Genomic DNA, 2,819 nt, shown 5'->3' on the forward strand with positions numbered 1-2,819 from the left:
ATTACTGGGAAGTGCCGATGCTCGATTAAATTTGAAAAAAAGCGGAGTATCGACTTTAATGATGGTCGGTCTGCAGGGGACTGGTAAAACAACTGCCAGTGCCAAAATTGCTCGTTTCTGTAAAGAGAAGCTGAAAAAACGAGTGTTATTGGTTGCCTGTGACGTTGTTCGTCCGGCAGCTATCGAACAGTTGGAGACATTGGGAAAATCAATCGATGTTGAAGTCTTTAGCTTAGGAACCCAGGTCAGTGCTGTTGAAACAGCTCGCCGGGCGATGGGCTATGCCTATGATCGACAAAAAGATCTTGTGATCTTTGATACGGCCGGTCGTTTACACGTAGATAAAGAGCTGATGCAGGAGCTTTCTCAAATGAAGGCGCTTGTACAGCCGGACGATATCTTATTGACAGTGGATGCGATGACCGGTCAGGATATCGTAACGGTTGCCAGAGAATTTAACGAGCAGCTTTCTATCACAGGTTTGGTTGTGACCAAGATGGATGGCGATGCCCGTGGTGGTGGTTTGTTGTCTGTTCGCAGCATTACCAATGTTCCGGTTCTATTTGTATCCAATGGAGAAAAGGTAGAGGACTTAGAGGAATTTCATCCGGATCGTATGGCGGATCGTATCCTGGGTATGGGAGATATCGTTACCTTAGTGGAACAGGCGCAGGAAAAGCTGGATATGGACATCCAACAAAAAACGGCCAATCGTATGGCACAGGGGATCTTCACCTTCAATGATATGTTGGATCAATTTGGCCAGATGCAGAAAATGGGATCGATGCAGAACATGTTAAAGATGATTCCGGGATTAGGCAAAATGGTCAAACAGCTGGATGATGAAAAAATGAATGATTCCATGAAAAAATCGCAGGCAATCATTCAGTCTATGACACCATATGAAAGAGAAAATCCGTCTTGTTTAAAGGCCAGCCGAAAGAATCGTATTGCCAAGGGGGCCGGTGTTAAGGTCATGGAAGTCAATCGATTGATCTCGCAGCTGGAACAAATGCAGATGATGACAAAAATGATGTCCGGTGGCGGTATGCCTAACTTGTCAGCTCTCCAAAACATGCAGCGTGGCGGTGGTATGCAGGGAGCCAGTAAACATGCCGGTAGCAAGAAACAGAAAAAAAGCAAAAAGAAGAAAAAGAAAAAATAAGTGTCAAGTAAAAATGCTTGACACTTTTATTTTGCTATGGTACATTTATCAGGCAAAAGAAAAGGAAGGTATTTGAAATGGTTAAATTACGTTTAAAAAGAATGGGTAAAAAGGGTCGTCCTTTCTACCGTATCGTAGCTGCAGATTCAAGAAGTCCTCGTGATGGACGTATCATTGAAGAAATTGGTACATACAATCCAATCGCTTCTGAAAATCAGGTGACAGTCAACAAAGAATTAGCTATGAAATGGTTACAGAACGGTGCTAAACCTAGCGATACAGTTCGTTCAATTCTTTCTAAAGAAGGCATTATGAAAGAATTCCACGAAACAAAAATGGTTAAGAAGTAATGACAGATCTGGAAAAGACATTGATGGATCTTTGTCTTCCTTTAGTGGATGACAAACAGGCACTGTCTGTCAAAACAATGACCAGCACCAATGATAACGAAGTCTTGTTGTATGTATATGCCAACAGTGAAGATGTAGCGCGTTTGATTGGTCGCAAAGGTATGATGGCCAGCAGTCTTCGTCAAATGATGTCGATTGCGGCGCGTGATATCAAAAAAAGAATTTCTGTGAAATTCGAAGCATACTAGGATGTGAAAACATCCTAATTTTTTTAAGGGTGAAATAGATGATCAAAGTAGGAACAATTATCAATACACATGGGTTAAAAGGCGAATGTAAGATTTATCTGGTAACAGATGATGTAAAAGATCGTTTTGCCAAGGGAAGGATCCTGCACCTATCGGATGGAAAAAAGTTGACCGTTTCTTCCTTTCGTATGCAGAAGGGATTTGGTTATGCGAAATTTGAAGAGATCAAGGACATCAATGATGCTGAAAAATTGAAAACGTTTGATCTTTTGATTGCCAAAGAAGATTTGTCTCCATTGGAAAAAGGAACTTATTATTATCATGAATTGATGGATTGTACCGTATATGATGATAAAGGCGATGAATGTGGAATTGTCAGTGATATTTTAGAAACCGGGAAACATATCGTCCTGCGTATTTCCAAAGATCAGGATTCATTTTTGCTTCCTTTTGTGCCGGCATTTATTTTAGAAGTTGATCCAGAGACGAAAAAGATCATCTTTAAAGACATGGAGGGGCTTCGATGAAAATAACGGTCTTGACTTTGTTTCCTGATTATTTTCGCTCTTTGTTGGAAACAAGCATTATCAAAAGAGCTAAAGACAAGGAACTTTTCGAGTTTGAATGTATCGATTTTCGTACCTTTACGAAAGAAAAGCATGGCCATGTCGATGATACCCCTTATGGCGGAGGTGCCGGCATGGTGTTGATGTGTCAGCCGATTTTGGATGCTTTGGCCAGTGTACGAACCCCAAAAAGCACGGTGATCCTTTTAACCCCACAGGGAAAGACTTTCTCTCAATCGGTTGCCAAAGAGCTATCTTTACAAGAGCATTTAATCTTTATTTGCGGACATTATGAAGGCTTTGACGAACGTATTCGCGATTATGTCGATGTTCAGTTGTCTTTAGGTGATTTTGTTCTTACAGGAGGGGAACCGGCCTGCGTGGTCATGTGTGATGCGATCTTACGCTTACTGCCGGGTACGATTCGACAGGATAGCTGGGAAGATGATTCCATTTCCGATGGTTTATTGGAATATCCACAATATACGCG

At 41.5% G+C, this 2,819-nt stretch carries 5 protein-coding genes; all 5 read left to right on the forward strand.

Annotated elements, in window-relative coordinates; genetic code table 11:
• Positions 1-1,165: signal recognition particle protein (locus U0M88_RS05350; RefSeq protein ID WP_331869140.1), on the forward strand; the 1,165-nt coding region annotated here is incomplete at its 5' end.
• A 77-nt stretch (positions 1,166-1,242) separates the two neighbouring features.
• Entirely contained in the window at positions 1,243-1,515 is a 273-nt protein-coding gene (gene rpsP, locus U0M88_RS05355) for a 30S ribosomal protein S16 (RefSeq protein ID WP_022789195.1), read from the forward strand.
• Positions 1,515-1,763 carry a KH domain-containing protein gene (locus U0M88_RS05360; protein WP_022789194.1) on the forward strand — a complete coding sequence of 83 codons (249 nt, stop codon included), beginning with the start codon at positions 1,515-1,517 and terminating at the stop codon, positions 1,761-1,763. The genes rpsP and U0M88_RS05360 overlap by 1 nt, the downstream gene beginning before the upstream one ends.
• Positions 1,764-1,801: 38 nt before the next feature.
• A complete protein-coding gene (rimM, locus tag U0M88_RS05365) occupies positions 1,802-2,290 on the forward strand; it encodes a ribosome maturation factor RimM (RefSeq protein WP_331869141.1) in 489 nt (162 codons plus the stop codon).
• A partial coding sequence (gene trmD, locus U0M88_RS05370; RefSeq protein WP_331869142.1) for a tRNA (guanosine(37)-N1)-methyltransferase TrmD occupies positions 2,287-2,819 on the forward strand: 533 nt, incomplete at its 3' end. The genes rimM and trmD, both read left to right, overlap by 4 nt.

Origin of the sequence: Faecalicoccus sp. (assembly GCF_036552745.1) — a bacterium.
Lineage (GTDB): Bacteria > Bacillota_I > Bacilli_A > Erysipelotrichales > Erysipelotrichaceae > Faecalicoccus.